The 16,833-nt window shown below is 59.4% G+C and carries 15 protein-coding genes; 4 read left to right on the top strand and 11 right to left on the bottom strand.

Annotation, left to right across the window (positions count from 1 at the left end; translation table 11 throughout):
- Positions 1-1,077 carry an ABC transporter substrate-binding protein gene (locus tag AC1ECK_RS16215; protein ID WP_480320839.1) on the bottom strand — a complete coding sequence of 359 codons (1,077 nt, stop codon included), beginning with the start codon at positions 1,075-1,077 and terminating at the stop codon, positions 1-3.
- Between the two features lie 383 nt (positions 1,078-1,460).
- Here AC1ECK_RS16215 and AC1ECK_RS16210 point away from each other — a divergent pair, with 383 nt between their 5' ends.
- Genes AC1ECK_RS16210 through AC1ECK_RS16195 form a run of 4 tightly spaced genes read left to right on the top strand, consistent with a single transcriptional unit; the run spans position 1,461 to position 4,956 of the window.
- Positions 1,461-2,648, top strand: a complete 1,188-nt coding sequence (locus AC1ECK_RS16210; RefSeq protein WP_480320837.1) for an NAD(P)/FAD-dependent oxidoreductase — start codon at positions 1,461-1,463, stop codon at positions 2,646-2,648.
- 10 nt (positions 2,649-2,658) lie between these two features.
- Complete coding sequence (locus AC1ECK_RS16205; protein ID WP_480320835.1) at positions 2,659-3,258, top strand: HutD/Ves family protein; 600 nt, start codon at positions 2,659-2,661, stop codon at positions 3,256-3,258.
- Between the two features lie 18 nt (positions 3,259-3,276).
- Positions 3,277-4,026, top strand: a complete 750-nt coding sequence (locus AC1ECK_RS16200) for an electron transfer flavoprotein subunit beta/FixA family protein (protein WP_480320833.1) — start codon at positions 3,277-3,279, stop codon at positions 4,024-4,026.
- Positions 4,027-4,956, top strand: a complete 930-nt coding sequence (locus AC1ECK_RS16195; RefSeq protein WP_480320831.1) for an electron transfer flavoprotein subunit alpha/FixB family protein — start codon at positions 4,027-4,029, stop codon at positions 4,954-4,956.
- 108 nt (positions 4,957-5,064) lie between these two features.
- Here AC1ECK_RS16195 and hutG read toward each other — a convergent pair whose 3' ends face one another.
- The 10 genes from hutG to AC1ECK_RS16145 all read right to left on the bottom strand — a co-directional run bounded on the left by hutG (position 5,065) and on the right by AC1ECK_RS16145 (position 16,777).
- Positions 5,065-5,865: an N-formylglutamate deformylase gene (hutG, locus tag AC1ECK_RS16190; RefSeq protein WP_480321071.1), complete on the bottom strand. Its 801-nt coding sequence runs from the start codon at positions 5,863-5,865 to the stop codon at positions 5,065-5,067.
- A 7-nt stretch (positions 5,866-5,872) separates the two neighbouring features.
- Positions 5,873-7,060 carry an alpha-hydroxy acid oxidase gene (locus AC1ECK_RS16185; RefSeq protein ID WP_480320829.1) on the bottom strand — a complete coding sequence of 396 codons (1,188 nt, stop codon included), beginning with the start codon at positions 7,058-7,060 and terminating at the stop codon, positions 5,873-5,875.
- Positions 7,060-8,511, bottom strand: coding sequence for an FAD-binding oxidoreductase (locus AC1ECK_RS16180; RefSeq protein ID WP_480320827.1), 1,452 nt, complete (start codon positions 8,509-8,511; stop codon positions 7,060-7,062). The genes AC1ECK_RS16185 and AC1ECK_RS16180 overlap by 1 nt, the downstream gene beginning before the upstream one ends.
- 7 nt (positions 8,512-8,518) lie before the next feature.
- Entirely contained in the window at positions 8,519-9,622 is a 1,104-nt protein-coding gene (locus tag AC1ECK_RS16175; RefSeq protein ID WP_480320825.1) for an ABC transporter ATP-binding protein, read from the bottom strand.
- A 92-nt stretch (positions 9,623-9,714) separates the two neighbouring features.
- Positions 9,715-10,569 carry an ABC transporter permease gene (locus AC1ECK_RS16170; RefSeq protein WP_480320823.1) on the bottom strand — a complete coding sequence of 285 codons (855 nt, stop codon included), beginning with the start codon at positions 10,567-10,569 and terminating at the stop codon, positions 9,715-9,717.
- On the bottom strand, positions 10,566-11,402 hold the full coding sequence (locus AC1ECK_RS16165) for an ABC transporter permease (protein WP_480320821.1): 837 nt from the start codon (positions 11,400-11,402) through the stop codon (positions 10,566-10,568). Before AC1ECK_RS16165 ends, AC1ECK_RS16170 begins: the two co-directional genes overlap by 4 nt.
- 58 nt (positions 11,403-11,460) lie before the next feature.
- A complete protein-coding gene (locus tag AC1ECK_RS16160; RefSeq protein WP_480320819.1) occupies positions 11,461-12,531 on the bottom strand; it encodes an ABC transporter substrate-binding protein in 1,071 nt (356 codons plus the stop codon).
- A gap of 28 nt (positions 12,532-12,559) precedes the next feature.
- Positions 12,560-13,459: a 4-hydroxy-tetrahydrodipicolinate synthase gene (dapA, locus tag AC1ECK_RS16155; RefSeq protein WP_480320817.1), complete on the bottom strand. Its 900-nt coding sequence runs from the start codon at positions 13,457-13,459 to the stop codon at positions 12,560-12,562.
- 450 nt (positions 13,460-13,909) lie between these two features.
- Positions 13,910-15,520: an L-glutamate gamma-semialdehyde dehydrogenase gene (gene pruA / locus AC1ECK_RS16150; protein WP_480320815.1), complete on the bottom strand. Its 1,611-nt coding sequence runs from the start codon at positions 15,518-15,520 to the stop codon at positions 13,910-13,912.
- A gap of 255 nt (positions 15,521-15,775) precedes the next feature.
- Positions 15,776-16,777 carry a LysR family transcriptional regulator gene (locus AC1ECK_RS16145; RefSeq protein ID WP_480320813.1) on the bottom strand — a complete coding sequence of 334 codons (1,002 nt, stop codon included), beginning with the start codon at positions 16,775-16,777 and terminating at the stop codon, positions 15,776-15,778.
- Between the last annotated feature and the right edge of the window lie 56 nt (positions 16,778-16,833).

Here is a 16,833-nt window from a genome sequence, read left to right as displayed (position 1 = left end):
TCACGACAGCGTCCATTCCTTGAAGCGTCGCGTCACGTCATCGAAATTCTTTGCCCACCACGCGTCGTCCATCAGCACACTGTTTTCGGATTGCAAATCCGGAATCCACTTCCGGCTGTCCGCGCTCATCAACGTGAGTGCTTTCTTGCTGCCAGGGGTGTTTCCGATGAGTTCCATGAAGGCCGCCTGGCGGTCGGGGCGCGCCGCGAACGCGAGGAATTTCGTGGCGGCGACCTTGTTCGGCGCGTTCTTGACGATAGCGAGATATTCGAAGCCATTGACCGTCTGGTCGAATGAAAAATCGACGGACTGGCCACTAGCCCTCGCCGGCCGCACACGCGATGCGTACGTATAGGTGAAATCCGCCTCGCCTGTCTGAAGCAGGGTCAGCGTCTGGGGAGTCTGATCGATCCACTTGACCACGTCGGGCTTGATCCGCTCCAGCGATTTGAATGCGCGGTCTATGTCAAGCGGATAAAGATGCTTCGGCGACACGCCATCGGCGAGCAGAGCCGCTTCAAATGTCTCGCTGGGACGATTCCGGAAGGTGCGTCGACCAGGAAACGCTTTCGTGTCGAAATACTCCTTGAAGTTCTTCGGGTGCTTGCCTGATGGATACTTCTTTGGGTCCCAGGCCACGCCGCCAACGAACACATACCAGGGCAGAAGATTGTTTCTGATATCGATGATCAGGTCGTTCCGGTCAAACATTGCCGCGTCGAGCGGCTCCCACAACCCGGCATTCGCGCCGGCAACACCGAGTGCACCGGGAGCATCGAAAACGTCCCACTGGACATTGTCGGTTTGCACCTGTGCACGGAGCTTGGCCATGTCGGGGGTGTCGACAATCGTCACCTGAATGCCCGTTTCTTTCGTGAACGGCTTGACCACCGACTCTTCGACTGCCTGCCGATAAGCGCCGCCCCAACTGACCAACGTCATCTGCTGATCCGCGGCGAACGCCCGCTTCGAATGAAACAACAATGGCGAGGTCGCGGCGGCTACTGCAATCCCCGCAACGCCCGATAGAAACTGCCGCCGTTCCGTATCCGGAGCGGGTTGAGTCGACTTCGACATGATTGGCCTCTCACACTTGGTGGTGCAACCTGATCAGCGAGGCGATGCGCCTACGAAAACCGCCTCGCTTGAGGGCGATTCCGGCTTGACGGCATACCGTCGAAATAGAGCCTACGCATGCAAAAAACCCGCGGCATCTTTCACGACAGAGTCTTATGCTTTGGATAAGTACTCTTGATGTACCGTTTTCTCCTTTCGGCAACCCTTCACGCGCCCGTCAGCCGAACCCGGTCATTCGCGATCCAAACCGGTGCGGGTCCATCCAATGTTCATTCGCATCCCTGACAGGCGCTTCTGCTAATAATCGAATCCGCTTATATTTCTGGCCCCCTGTTTTTGCCGCATCACACTTCGCTCACACCTTGCTCAAGAGGAAGCTGAACGTGAATACATATGATGTGGTGGTGATCGGGGCTGGCGTTATTGGTAGTTCAGTAGCGTTTCAGCTTGCGAAACTCGGTGCGAAAAACGTGCTCGTGCTCGATCGGGGTACGATTGGTGCCGGAACGACGTCGCAATCCTCGGGCATTCTGCGCACCCACTACTCGGTGAAGGAAAATGTTGAACTGGCACGCAAATCGTGGGACGTCTTCAACCATTTCGCGTCCTACCTGGGCGACGACGAAGCGTCGTGCGGGCTGGTCAAATGCGGATACATGATCGTCGCAGCCGAGGGCGACAAACTCGAACCGCTGCAGGCTTCGCTCGACCAGCAGAAAGAGCAAGGCATTCCGCTCGAATTGCTCGACACAAAGCAGGCTAAAGAGTTGCTGCCCATCGCACAGTTCGGCGATGCTGCGCTGATCGGCTACGAACCCGAGGCCGGTTTTGCCGACGCGTACCTGGTGGCCACCAGCTTCGCGCGCGCCGCCCGCCGCGGCGGCGTGACGATCCGCGAGAACGCATCGGTCAACAGGATTCTGATCGAGAACGGCAAGGTGGTTGGCGTATCCACCAGCATCGGCGACTTCAAGACATCGATGGTCATCAGCACACAGAACATCTGGACACCGGAACTCGCCGGCTGGACCGGCAAATCACTGCCGGTCATGCCCGAGCGCCATGCCGTGCTGGCGCTCGAATGCGATGCCGCGAAGTACACGTTCTCGATGCCGGTGTTCAAGGATCTGGCTTCTCCCGGCATGCTCTACTACCGCAGCTACGGCGGCAGTCAGATGCTGGTGAGCGAAGGCGTGGTTGGCGAAAAGCTCAACACGGCCGAAGTGGAGCAAGGCGATATCCCGATGGACTACGTCGTCGAAGTCGGCGCCCAGGTCGCCGAACGCTTCCCGGAATACGAAACCGCGGGGATCGCTTCGTCATGGACAGGCGTCTACGACGTGACGCCGGACTGGAACCCTGTGCTCGGCAAATTGCCCGGCATTGAAGGACTCGTGGTCGGCTATGGCTTCTCGGGCCACGGCTTCAAGCTCTCGCCGACTGTCGGACGCGTCCTCGCTCAGGAAGCACTCGGCTTGCCAACCGACGTATCGCTCAAGCCCTACTCCATCGAACGGTTTACGACAGGTGAACTGCTGACCGGCAAATACGGTCTCGGTGCGGTGTCCTGAGGTCGAGATCATGTCTTTGATCGATGTGCGTCCCATCGCATCGGTTCCTGAAGAACCCTGGCGCAACGGCGGCGGAACCACGCGCACCCTGGCGACGGGAAGCAATCAATGGCGAATCAGTCTGGCGGAGATCGAACGTGACGGCCCGTATTCACGGTTCGAAGGTATTGCGCGGATTTCACTGGTCCTTCGTGGCCGCGGTGTCATGCTGCGCGATAACCACGCAACCGTGCGGCTCAAGCCGTTTGAAGCAGTCGAATTCGACGGTGACGCTCAATGGAACGCGTCGCTGATCGATGGTCCGGTCACCGCGCTCAATGTGATGAGCAGCCGTGGCCGATATCGGGTAAGGGTGCGTGCGATCGTGGGCGCCACGAATGTCCCGCTGAACTGCGCCGCCGTCGTCGTGGCGCTCGATAGCGGCTGCACGTTTTCGGAGTCCGGTGCGCACCGCTCAGGCAACGTCGAGCGCGGACATGTGCTGGTCGTCAACGACGTTACGCGCCCCCTTCAACTGGCCCCCGCGAAAGCTGCCGCGCCTGGCGGCGAAGCGCCGAGACTGGCGTTTCTCGTGACCATCGAGCCGTCCGGTATCCGGATAAATGACTGAATCAACGAGGAAGATGAGATGAAAATTGTTACCGCGGTAAAGCGTGTGGTCGACTACAACGTCAAAGTCCGCGTGAAAGCCGATCAAAGCGGCGTGGATATCGGCAACGTCAAGATGTCGATGAATCCCTTCGACGAAATCGCCGTCGAAGCGGCCACGCGCCTGAAGGAAGCCGGCCAGGCGACCGAGGTAATCGCCGTGTCCTGCGGTCCGACGCAAAGCCAGGAAACGCTGCGCACCGCATTGGCGATTGGTGCGGACCGTGGCGTGCTGGTGGAAACGGACGCCGAGTTGCAGCCGCTCGCGGTTGCCAAGCTGCTCAAGGCGGTGGTCGAAAAAGAACAACCTCAACTGGTTATCCTCGGCAAGCAGGCTATCGACGGCGACGCGGGTCAGACCGGCCAGTTGCTCGCCGCACTGCTCGACTGGCCGCAAGCCACGTTTGCCAGCAATATCGAAATCGCTGACGGCGCCGCTACCGTCACGCGGGAAGTGGACGGCGGAGTGGAAGTCGTTTCGCTGCGCCTACCCGCAATCGTGACCACGGATCTGCGCCTGAACGAGCCACGCTACGTCACCTTGCCGAACATCATGAAGGCAAAGAAGAAGCCAATCGAAGTGGTCAAGCCTTCCGACTTCGGCGTTGACCCGGCGCCGCGTCTGAAGACACTGAAGGTCGCTGAACCTGCCGTGCGCAAGGCCGGCGTGATGGTGCCGGACGTCGCGGCGCTCGTCGAAAAATTGAAAACTGAAGCAAAGGTGATTTAAATGACGACGCTTGTTATTGCCGAACACGACAACGCTCAAATCAGAAGTTCGACGCTCCACACGATCGCCGCTGCGACGCAACTGTCGAATGGCGTCCATGTTCTCGTGGCCGGTAGCGACGCACAGACTGTGGCCGAGGCAGTCAGCAAGGTCGCCGGGGTGGACAAGGTCATCCTCGCCGATGCACCGCAATTTGCCGACGGCCTCGCCGAGAATATCGCTGCGCAGGTGTTGACGTTGGCCGGCAACTATACACATATCTTTTTCCCCGCCACTGCAGCCGGGAAGAATACGGCGCCGCGCGTCGCGGCGAAGCTCGACGCCTCGCAGATTTCCGACGTCATCGCCATCGAGTCGGCCGATACGTTCCAGCGCCCTGTCTATGCCGGCAACGCGATCGCCACGGTGCAGTCGTTCGATCCGGTCAAAGTCGCGACCATTCGCACGACGGCGTTCGATGCGGCCCGCACTGAAGGCGGCAGCGCGGCGATCGAAACCGTGCCGTCGGTCGCGGATTCCGGCCTCTCGACATTTATCCGTCGTGAAGTCGCCATGAGTGACCGGCCTGAGCTCACAGCGGCGCGTGTCGTCGTATCGGGTGGTCGGGGACTCGGCAGCAAGGAGAACTTTGCGCTGCTCGACCCGCTAGCTCAGAAGCTGGGTGCGGCGGTCGGCGCCTCTCGCGCGGCAGTCGATTCCGGCTATGCGCCCAACGACTGGCAAGTGGGCCAGACCGGAAAAATCGTCGCCCCGGAACTGTATGTCGCTGTGGGTATCTCGGGCGCGATCCAGCATCTGGCCGGGATGAAAGACTCCAAGGTGATCGTCGCGATCAATAAAGACGCTGATGCGCCTATCTTTAGCGTCGCCGATTACGGTCTGGTAGGCGATCTGTTCGAGGCGGTGCCGACACTGACTCAATCGTTGTAAGCGGTAGAGCGTTGCATGCGGCCATCGCGCCGCATTGCCTTTGCGCACAGTAATAAAAAAGGCACGTCGCATTCGACGTGCCTCGCTCGTGTGGAATAGCCAGCTCGATCAATCAGGCAGCGCGCGCATGGTCTCGACAGCAGTCGTGACCATGCGTTCCACCACCGGTCCGATCTGGCTCGCCAGATCCGGCCGATAAGCAAACGGCGCCGTTTCGTTCATATAGGTCGATTGACACATCTCAAGTTGGATCGCATGAATGCCCTGTTCGGGGCGTCCATATTCCCGCGTGATGTATCCACCTTTGAATCGCCCGTTCGCCACCCACGTGAATGACTGACCTTCGAGCGTCTGCGTAACGGCATCCAGGATACGGGCGTCACAGCTCTTGCCGGAGTTCGTACCAAGGTTCAGATCCGGTAGCTTTCCGTCGAACAGGCGAGGCAGTACGCTGGCAATCGAATGCGCTTCCCATAGCAGGACAGCGCCGAATTGGGCCTTCAGGCGCTCAAGCTCTTCACGCAGCTTCGTATGGTAAGGAGTCCAGTACGCCTTCATCCGGGCCGTCAGTTCCTGTTCGTCCGGGCCTGTGCCGTTGCGGTATAGAGGCTCGCCGCGAAAGGTTTCTCCAGGGCAAAGGCCGGTTGTCGTCTGTCCGGGATAAAGGCTCTCCCCACTCACTGGACGATTGAGGTCGATGACGTAGCGGGAGTATCGGGCACCGAGAACCGACGCGCCCGACATTCTGGCGAAGTCGTACAGCTTGTCCAGATGCCAGTCCGTGTCGGCGACTTGCGAGGCGACTTCGGTGAGCTGGCTTCGGACCGGTTCCGGAATCTCCGTACCCAGATGCGGAATCGAAATCAGCAAGGGCAGCTTGCCCTCGTGAAATCGGAAAACAGGTTCAATCACAGTCTTATCTCCGTAGTTTCGGCGGTCGATGCATAAATTCGCCCGCACACGAATCCCGCGTGCTCGCAACGTAACTCGCGTCGAGTAAACCGATGTCGGGACAGCCGAGAAGGCGCAAGCAGATCTCGAGTTCTTTTTTCAGCATCACAAGCACATCGTCTACCCCACGCGAACCCGAAGCGGCGAGCCCATAGAGCGGTGCACGTCCCAGCAGCACTCCGTCGGCGCCGAGCGCCACGGCCTTTGCAATATCGCTCCCACGGCGTACACCACCGTCAATCAGCACGATGAATTCGTGCGAAGTGGCAGATACCGTGTCGGCCAGAATTTCAAGCGCGCCAGGTGCGCCATCCAGTTGACGGCCACCATGGTTGGAAAGAACGATGCCGTCGACGTCATGCCGTGCAGCCTTGACGGCGTCGGCGACCGTTTGTATCCCTTTGACGAGTAGCTTGCCCGGCCAGTGCCGGCGGACCCAGGCAAGATCGCTCCAGCCCAGCGACATATCCATTTGCCGGCTCAGCGCTGCAGCCTGCGCCTCGATCCCCGGACCGATCCGGGCACTGCGCGCAAGATTGACGAGTTCGGGAACGCCATGCACGCCGACCATTGCAGTCCAGCGCGGATGGGTAGCAATGTCCCATAGCAGTCTTGGCGTCCACCGGAGAGGAAGCGTGAAACCTGTCCTCGCGTAGTGATCGCGTTGACCGGTTACGGGCGTATCAACTGTTAGCAGAAGGGTCGAAAAACCAGACGCTCTTGCGCGTGCCATCATGTCTTCCGCAATTCGCCTGTCCTGCTGGACGTAGAGTTGCAGCCAGAGATCGCCGTCCGATGCCTTGCGGACGTTTTCAAGGAGGCTGGTCGATGCCGTGGAGAGAACAAACGGCAGACCTGCCGCGCACGCGGAACGAGCGAGCGTCTCTTCCGCCTCGCGGCGGTAAAGTCCGTTCAAACCCGTCGGGCCGACCACCGCCGGCCACGCCGCGTTGGCATCGGCCAGCGTCACCCCGGTGTTGACCTGAGTGACGTCGATCAACACACGCGGCGCAAACGTGACTCGCTCGAAAGCGAGCCGGTTGCGTCGCATAGTGATTTCATCTTCTGCTCCCCCCTCCAGATAACTGAAAGCGAAATCGGGCAGGAATCGCTGCGTGGCCGAACGATAGTCAGCGATGCAGGAAAATACCATCAGGCGCCCTGAATCGCAGTCGCTTGTTTCGGCAGCACGCGGCCGGGGTTCATTGTGTCGTTCGGGTCGAGCAGTTGCTTGAATTCCCGCATCAGCGCCACTTCGTCAGCATCTTTATAGATACCCATCTCCGACACATGCAGCGAGCCGATGCCATGCTCCGCGCTAAACGTGCCCCCCATGCCGGCTGCGATGTCATAGAGCAGATGGCTTAGTTTCAGTTGAACGCCGGCCTTGTCCTCGACGCCAGCCCAGTATTCGTGCGTGAACATGGCGATGTAGTGAAGATTCCCGTCGCCCATGTGTCCCACCACGACAGGCACAGCCGCCGGGTAGTGTTCCGCCAGCGCCTGCCCCGCGAGTTCGGTGAAGTCCGGAATCCGGTACGTGGGTACAGCGATGTCATGCGTGAGCCCCATCCCCTCGCGGCCGTTCGCCTCGGTAACGTGATGCCGGATGCCCCAAAGCTCGGCGCGTTGCTGTTCATTCGACGCAATCAGCGCGTCCTGCACGACGCCATTGCTGATTGACTCGCCCAGCGCTTCCGTCAACCGGTCTGCCAGCGACTCGCTCGTACCCGTTGCGGCGGCGAGTTCGACGAGCACCGCCCACTTCGGCGTCTTCTGAAACGGATTCCTTGCGTTTTCAGCATGCCGCAGCGAAATGTCGAATTCGCTTTGCGAGATCAGTTCGAGTCCGACGAGTTCGCCGGGGAACGCTGCCTGGAGCTTGAGGCCTTCATCGACCGCGGCGGACACGGTGTCCACACCCAGCATCGCAGTCGCGATGGCACGCGGCCGTGGAAACAGCTTCAGGGTGGCCGCCGTCACCACACCAAGCGTTCCTTCCGAGCCGATGAAGAGGTTCTTCAAATCGTACCCGCTGTTATTTTTTCTCAACGAACGCAGACCGTTCCAGATACGACCATCCGCCAGCACGACCTCGATACCGAGAATCAGGTCACGCGTATTGCCGAAGCGCAGCACGTTCGTGCCGCCTGCGTTCGTTGCGATGTTTCCGCCGATCTGGCAGGAGCCTTCTGCACCCAGCGTCAGCGGGAACAAGCGATCGACTTCGAGCGCGGCAGCCTGGATGTCGGCGAGCACGCAGCCGGCTTCGACCGTCATCGAATTATTGCGCGGGTTCAGTTCGATGATGCGGTTCATCTTGCGCATGTTCAGCAGCACGCTCTGGCCGCTGTGGTCCGGCACGGAGCCGCCGCAGACGCTGGTGTTGCCGCCCTGCGGAAACACCTTGATGGCGTTGTCGTTACAGAAAGCGAGCACCTTCGACACCTGCTCCGTCGTACGCGGAAACACAACGCAGGCAGCCGTCCCGGAATGACGCTTGCGCCAGTCGACCAGATACGGCCCCATGTCGGACGGAGCGTCGATCACGTTGGCGTTCCCCACCAACTCCATCATTGCGGCAACGAGAGTATTTGAATTCATATCGGTATTATTTTTTCAGAACCGCGCTGTCGCGAGCCGACCAGCGGACGGTAAGCGGACGACCCAACGGCGAACGTTCGGCTGCACGCGCGGAGATGGTCTTGACCAGAAGCGATGGTCCACCGGTAGTCGTCATTTCGAAGCGGGTCATGCCGCCCACGAACGAAATCTGGGAGATGACGCCGGTGCATTCGTTCATGTCGTCGCCGCCCGAGACTGCGGGCTCATTCTCTTCGAGCACCGAAATCTTCTCCGGGCGCACCAGCACCTTCACCTTCGAACCAATCACATGCCCTTCCGTGCTGCGGACCTTCAGCAACCAGTTGCCGTTGACAGCAACCGTGTTTTCCGTCGCGACAACGCCTTCGAGCAGATTGGATTCTCCGACGAAGTCCGCGACGAATTCACTGGTCGGTTCGAAGTAAAGCTCATCCGGCGTGCCGAGCTGTGCGATGCGTCCGCCGTTCATCAGACATACGCGGTCGGAGAGATTCAAAGCCTCTTCCTGATCGTGCGTCACGTAAACCAGCGTTGTACCCAGATCGCGGTGCAGACGCTTGATCTCGCCTTGAAGCTGGTCACGTAGCTTCTTGTCGAGCGCGCCGAGCGGCTCGTCCATCAGAATCACCGAAGGCGAATACACGATACAGCGTGCAATGCCAACGCGCTGTTGCTGGCCGCCGGACATCTCGCGTGGCTTGCGATTTTCAAAACCAGTCAGCCCAACGCGTTCCAGTGCGTTGCGAACACGCTGCTGGATCTCCGACTTGGCCATGCCGCGAATGCGCAACGGGAAAGCGACGTTGTCGAACACATTCAGATGCGGCAGCAACGCATAGTTCTGAAAAACCATGCCCAGACCGCGTTCACGCGGCGGGACCGTCGACACGTCCTTGCCGTCCAGCAGGATGCTCCCCGTGGAAGGGGCGACCGCGCCCGCGATGATATTGAGGATGGTGCTTTTTCCCGATCCGCTCGGCCCCAGCAGGCTCAGAAATTCGCCTTTGCGAACAGCGAAATCAGTGGTGTGCAACGCTACCGAACTGCCATAGCTCTTGCTGATTCCCTGAAACACGATCATGTTGTCCCCGGTGTTGATTGAGGTCGACATGGTGTTCAGATCTCCGTTGATCGATGGGTTCGTCCGGGCCGAAGGCCGCCCATTTTTCTCGAGCAGTACATGTGACATGCTTTTCTCCGACCTCAATGTGACGATTCAGCTGCTGCTGGCTGCAAAAAAACCGAAATGCAGCAAAACACGAGTGAGAGCACCGTCAGCAGTGCCGATACGGTGGCAATGACGGGTGTGATATCCCACTGAATACTGCTGTACATCTTGACTGGCAACGTGGTCGTCGTCGGGCTCGTGAGAAACCACGCGATCACGACTTCGTCGAAAGACACGAGAAAAGCGAACAACGCTCCCGCGAAAATCGACGGCCGCAATTGCGGCAAGACCGCCTTGAAAAACACCGTTCGGCGATTGGCGCCCATGATGGTCGTCGCGAACTCCAGTGCTGGATCCAGCTTTTTGACACCGGCCATCACCGTCATCATCATGAACGGCGTGACGTACGCAACGTGACTCGCGACCAGGCCCGCTGTTGTGCCCACCAGATGCAGCCGCGACAGATAAAGGTACAGGCCAAGCGAAATGACGATGACAGGTACGAGAATCGGACTCATCAGCAGCAGCATCACCCACCGCTTTCCCGGAAATTCGAACCGCACGAGGCCGTACGATGCCGGCACGCCGATCAGAATCGAGATCACCATCGTCAAGCTGGCCACCTTGAGACTTTGCAGGATCGGCCCTACCCATGAGGACGAGCTGAATAGCTGCTCATACAACTCGAGGGACCATACGCGCGGTGGAAACGTCAATTCGCCGCTGCCCCCGAACGAGATCGGAATCACAATCAAGGTCGGCACGAGGATGAAGGCATACACCGAAAACGCTATTACATTGCGCAGGCTTACGTAGCGCCGCTCCAGCTTGTCGACAACGACGCCAGGCGCTTCGGCTACCGGGATAGCCATATCAATCGACGTTGTCATGCCATCACCCTTTTCTTCGCGTCGCGTCGCTGGAAGTGGTCCGCGCCCATTGCTGCGAGCGTGACGATTGCGAGCAGAATCACACCGATTGCGGAAGCCATGTTCCAGTCCATCGTTTCCCGGGTATAGAAGTCCACGAGATTGGACATCATTGCGTCCTTACGCCCCCCCAACAGCGCCGGGATCACGAAAAATCCCATGGACATCACCGTGGTGCTCAGCGTTGCGGCAGCAATTCCCGGAAGGCTCAATGGCAGCGTAATGCGGAAGAAGATACGCGGCGGCTTGGCACCCATGATTTCGGAAGCCCGATACAGTGACTTGTCAATTGACAGAAGGCTCGCAAGAATGGGAAACACAATGAAGGGAATCAGGTAGTTGGTCATCCCCACCATCACGCCAAACCGGTTAAACAGCAGAGGCAGTTGCACCCGCGTATGAAGCATGGCTGTGAGCATGTGGTTCACAAGGCCGTCCCGCCCCAGCAAGATCGTGAAGGCGTAGCTCTTTACAAGAATGCTGGTCCAGAATGGTACGAGTACCAGCACCATGTATATGGCCCTCTTACGCGGAGTTTGTTTGGCGAGATGCATGGCGATGGGATAACCCAGCAGCAGGCTAGCCACGGATGCTGTGATGCTGATCTGGAACGTCGACCACAACGTCCGAAGGAACAGTTCGCTTCCCAACAGTCGCTGATACGCAGACAAGGAGGGGCCATTCCCAATCCAGAAACTCGTATAGACGACGTAGGCGAGCGGAACGAACAATACGAAAAACAGGAATACCGTGGCTGGCCCTACGTACAGCAGTCCGTCAACACGTGATTTCATAACCCCTCCTTAGACAACGCTGCCGATGCATCCCGCCCACATCGGGAACCGGGCACAATTAGCCGAGCACCCACTCCTTGAATCGCAAGGTCAAGTCGTCGTAGTGGTCGGCCCACCATGCATCGTTGCTAATCACGTTCATCTTGTTGAATGGATCAGACATCCATTTACGGACTTCGGGCTTCACCATCTGCATGGCACTGCGACTCGCAGGAGTGTTGCCAAGCGCATTCATCAGGGCAGCCTGCCGATCCGGACGAAGGGCGAATTGCACGAACTTCATCGCATTCGCCTTATTGGGCGAGTTCTTGAGAACCACCAGGTACTCAAGTCCAATCAGATTCTGCTTGAACGAGAAGTTGATTGGCTTGTTTGCTTCCTGAGCCGCCTTCACGCGCGTCGAATAGGTGTAGCTGAAGTCAACCTGACCGGTCTCAACGAGCGTGACGGTTTGTGGCGTCTGGTCTACCCAGTTGCCGACAGACGGCTTGATACGGTCGAGCGCCTTAAACGCACGTTCGACGTCAAGGGGGTACAGCTTGTCCGGAGCGACTCCATCGGCAAGCAACGCGATTTCAAGTGTCTCACTCGCCCGGTTACGCAGCGTCCTCTGGCCGGGAAACTTTTTAACGTCAAAATAATCGGCAAAGGTCTGTGGATGCTTGCCGTCGGGAAATTTGCTGTCGTCCCAGCAAATGCCGCCTGTGAACCCATACAGGGGGACCGCATATTTTGTCATTGGGGCGATCAGGTCGCTGCGGTTGAACAGGGCTGGGTCAAGGGGTTCCCAGTAATCATTCTTCGCACCGGTCATCGCCATTGGGCCGACGGCGTCGAATACGTCCCACTGGACATTATTCGTCATCACCTGAGCCTTCACTTTCGCGAGGTCCGGGGTATCGACGAGAGTCACATGGACGCCAAACTCTTTTTCAAAAGGCTTCGCAAGTGCTTCTTCGACGCCTGCATGATAGTTTCCGCCCCAACTTACAACCGTCAGATTGCTAGCTGCCATCGCCTTGCGCGAGGTAATGACCATCGGCGCCGCAATCGCGGTCGAAAGCAGGGTGGTACCCGCCGCCTGCAAAAACCGGCGGCGGGGCATGATGATTTTCGAATCAGCTGACATGGCGCTGTCCCCTTATAGGATGATTGATCTACTCGGATTCACGCGCCACGATGGGCGCGATGACGGTCGCCAGACGACGCCTTAGCGCATCGGACGCACTCAACATGGGCGGCAGCACGTCGCCGAAGTCATACCCTTGCAACGCGAGCGCAGCCTTGATGGGGGCCGGGTTCGGCTCCGCGAAAATGGCGTCGATCATGGGTCGCAGCGTCGCATGCAGCGCCACGGCTTCGTGGAGTTTTCCACTGGAAGCAAGCGATAGCACCTTGGCCCATTGCTTCGGAATCAGGTTTGAACTCGAGATGATCCCGCCGACCGCGCCCATTGCGACATGCAGCGGCAACACATCCTCTTCGCCGCTCAGGATGGCGATTTTCGATGCGGCCAGTTCGGCTGCGCGCATCTGCTGCGCGAGGTCCGGATTACAGGCCTTGATGCCGACGACGCGGGTCAGTTCGGCCAGTCGCGCCACCGTCTCGTAGTGCAGCGAAACACCGGTACGGTATGGAATTTCATAGAGAATGATGTCGGCGTCGACTTCATCGGCAAACTTCTTGTAGTAGTCGACAATGCCGTCCTGCGTGGGACGGAAATAGTACGGCGTGACGACCATCAGGGCCTTTGCTCCAGCGGCGACGAAAGCCTTGGCGTTGTCCACTGCGTCGCCAAGACCCGGCGACAGGATGCCCGGCACCACATGAAACTTGTCCGCGCCCGCCTCGATCGAGGTCTCAACCACGCGCAGGCGCTCTTTTGCCGAGAGCGAAGTGTATTCGCCGGTCCCGCCTAACGGCACGACACCGTCGGCCCCGGCCGACGCCAAACGCTGAATGTGCTGATACAACGGTGCTGGCTGGAACCGCCCCTCCTTGTCCAGCGAGGTAGGCACTGCGGTCAGAATGCCCGCGTATTTGTGTTTCGTGCTCATCTGTACACCCTTGTCTGATGAAAATTCGCTGCGTCACCGCTGATCACCGAACTGCGCATAGTTGGCACGATAGAAAGACAAAAACAAGGGTGCGGCACCATCACAGGTCGTTACCATCTTCATAAGACGCCGTTATCTAATCGCTTCCCATGCCCGCGCGAATGATTCTGTCATTGGGACAAACCCTTGTCCGGCCGCCCGCCTTGGGTATTTGGGAGGCTCGGCGGATGTGTGGCTTGCGCAGCACGAGCACTGTGACAGAGCAGCCAGGCGCGAACCACCTGAATTCGAGTAGCACAGGGGAAAGCCGCAACGGAAGGGATTTGAAGGGCTAGGCGTGAAGCTTGGCCCGGAAGCGCTGCCTGTTGCAATCTTCCGCTTGAAGGCGCCTGGCAAAATGGGCATTCCCTGTCGCCAGGCGCTGTGACGCGTTTGAAGAAGGCGAAGCGCCTATGCGCCGAACTGCCAGTCGCGCGTCGGCAGGTAAGTTTCCTTGACCGTTCGCGGCGATGCCCAACGCAACAGATTCAGATACGAGCCCGCCTTGTCGTTGGTCCCGCTTGCGCGGCCGCCGCCGAACGGCTGCTGACCGATCATTGCGCCGGTCGGCTTGTCGTTCAGATAAAGGTTGCCGGCTGCGTTGACGAGCGCGGCCTCCGCCTGGTGCAGCGCAAAACGGTCGGTGCAGAAGATCGAACCGGTCAGCGCGTATGGGCTTGTCGCGTCGATCAGTTCGAGGGTCTCCGGCCACGCGCCGTCTTCGTACACGAACAGCGAGAGGATCGGACCAAACAGTTCTTCGGTCATCAGTGCATGCTGCGGATCGGACACCTGAAGCACGGTCGGCTCGACGAAGTAGCCCGGCTCGGACCACGTTTTACCGCCGGACACCACCTCGACCGCCGTGTCTTCCTTCGCTGCCGAAAGAACGCGGCTGAGCTTCTGATGGGAAGCCTGCGAGATCACCGCTCCCATGAACGTGCTGAAATCCGCGACATCGCCAACCTTCAGTTGCGCGAGGCGCTCACGCAATTCCTGCTCGACCGCGCCCCACAAGCTCTTCGGAATATAGGCGCGCGATGCCGCACTGCACTTCTGACCTTGATAACCAAAGGCGCCGCGAATCAATGCAATGGCGACTTCAGAAGCATTCGCGGAGGGGTGCGCCAGAACGAAGTCCTTGCCGCCGGTCTCGCCGACCAGACGCGGAATGGTCCGGAACGAATCGACCTTCGACGCGACGCCCTTCCACAGCGACTGGAACACCGCCGACGAGCCCGTGAAGTGAATACCCGCGAGATCGCGTGACGACAGTGCAACGCGCGTCGTCAGTTCAGCGTCACCCGGTACAAAATTGATCACTCCTGGCGGCAAGCCGGCTTCCTCGAGTGCTTCGAAGAAGATGTAGTTGGCCAGCGCCGACTTTTCAGACGGCTTCCACATCACGGTGTTGCCCATGATTGCAGGCGCGGTCGTCAAGTTTGCGCCGATCGCGGTGAAGTTGAACGGCGACACGGCATAGACGAAGCCCTCCAGAGGACGCCAATCGATGCGGTTCGCCGCGCTCGCCACCGACATGGGCTGCTCCGCGTACACGCGTTGCGCGTTATAAGCGTTGAAGCGCAGGAAATCGATCAGCTCGCAGGCGCTATCCGGCTCGGCCTCTTCGACCGTCTTGCTCTGACCGAGCATGGTCGCGGCGTTGATCTTCATCCGCGAACGCGTCGCGACGATTTCCGCGGCACGGTGCAGAATGGTCGCGCGGCTCGCGTGGGTCAGATTCGCCCAGTCGCGCGCAACGGCTTTCGAACTGGCAATCGCTTCGTTTATCTGTGCTTCGGTAGGGCGGTGAATGCGTGCAAGCAGCCGTTGGTGGTCATGCGGCGCGCGCACTTCCACGACGTCGTTCGAGAAATAGCGCTTACCGCCAATCACCGTCGGGATTTCGACGACGTCACGTTGTTCGAGTGCTTTGGTCAGCTCATTGGCAGCCGACGTTCCGCGGCCGAAATGCACTTCCGGCTCATTAGCCGGCAACGGGAATTGTGGACCTGAAATCACGCCTACTCCTTAAGAAAAGCCGTTAATTGAACCGACATCAGCGTGCACCCTGGCGTCGAAGGCAAGCTTTCGCGCGCTTCGCCGCTGCTTTGCTGCGACGGTTGACTGCAGTTTCGAGAGTAGTCGCGGCAAAAAGAGCGGGCGCTTGTTAAACCGGCGGTTATGAATTGAATCTGACGCAGTTATGGAAAACGCAGGCCCGGCGCGCGGCAAGGCACGCCGGAAACGTGCCGTCTTCAGGTCCGGGACTCCGTGCTAATCCGCTTCCGGCAGGCAAACGTCTTCGGGCTTCAGCGATAACGCCTGGGCGATATCGCGCGAAACCTGCCGTTCGTAGGCACGCCGCAGCAGGTCGTATAGATCGGAAGGAAGATGGCCGAGTTCGTTTTCCCGGAAAGCGAGAAAGAACGAGCGGCTGAGCCCGGCGTGCGACCGGCCATGCCGCGAAAAAGCCGACAACGGCACAACCCGCAGATCAGGTATGTAATGTCGCGACTGCCACACGCACAGCGGCGTGGTGATCGCGAAGCCGAGTCCGGCGGCGACGAGGCTAAGCATCGGGTCGGTCGCATCGAATTCACAGGTGCGTTCAACGCTTTCCGAATGCGCGGCCAGATAGGCATCGACGTGTTGCCCGATCACCGATCGCGCGCTGTAACGGATGAGCTGAAGATGCCGGCTCAGGTCCGCCAGCGTCGTCAGGCGGTCGACCTCGAAACTCTTCGGCAAAACCACGAAGTAGGGCTCGGAGAACAGTTTTTGGCGGCGGATACCGGGCGCTTGCGCGAGACCTGTGGTCGTCACCGCCATGTCGAGCTGACGCGCCTCGAGCTGGCCGTCCAGCGTAGGCGTGATGCCCGACCACAGGCGAATCTGGTGCGACGTGCCGGCCAGCGCCTTGATGATGATCGGTCCAATCGTGGCCGCAAACGAATCCACACACCCCAACCGGACGACCACGCGCTTCGCTCTCGTCACGTTGCGCACGCTCTCGACCATCTGGTCCGCGCCCTGCAAAAGCACGGTGGCATGCTCGAAAAGCCGCTGTCCCGCGGCGGTGGGCCGGGCGGGCCGGGTAGCGCGGTCGAGCAGCGTGGTATCGAGAATGGTCTCCAGCGCCTTGATGCGCTGCGAGACGCCGGCCTGCGAGATGGCGAGCCGGCTCGCCGCGTCCGAGATCGAACCGGCCTCGACCACGGCGACCCAACTGGCTAGCAGGTCCCAGTCAGGATACTGTTCGGGCGCGCTCTCTTTCATGGTCGGCGATGGATTGGCAACAGAGTCCGATTATATTGCCGCCGGGGCAATGCGAC

The organism is Paraburkholderia sp. SSBN10T, from assembly GCF_056619545.1.
Note: the sequence above shows the minus strand (reverse complement) of the source record. Positions and strands in the feature narration are given on the sequence as shown.